The sequence below is a fragment of the Bradyrhizobium uaiense genome (assembly GCF_010811875.1).
Taxonomy (GTDB): Bacteria; Pseudomonadota; Alphaproteobacteria; order Rhizobiales; family Xanthobacteraceae; genus Bradyrhizobium; species Bradyrhizobium uaiense.
Genome location: NZ_VKHP01000739.1, coordinates 1 through 251 on the forward strand (window position 1 = coordinate 1; position 251 = coordinate 251).

At 65.3% G+C, this 251-nt stretch carries 1 pseudogene; it reads right to left on the reverse strand.

Annotated elements, in window-relative coordinates:
• Positions 1-89 precede the first annotated feature (89 nt).
• Positions 90-251 (reverse strand): annotated as a pseudogene (locus FNJ47_RS52220) (antibiotic biosynthesis monooxygenase family protein); the annotation flags it as partial.

Here is a 251-nt window from a genome sequence, read left to right on the forward strand (position 1 = left end):
GACCCCGCATTCCCGATCGACCGCCAGCTCGCGGTCGATGCCAGGAACGTCGTACTGGTCAACCTCTTCACCCTCGACAAGGCCGACGAGGACACCTTCCTGAAAGCCTGGCAGGACGACGCCGCCACCGAAGCTGGATAGGCCGAGAGCTTCGCCCTGAACTCGGGGTTCATGAACGCCGCGCGGAAGGCGGCGGTGGATTCCCAGACCGCGTAATTCAGATAGGCCGGGCTCTCGCCGAGTGCGCGGTG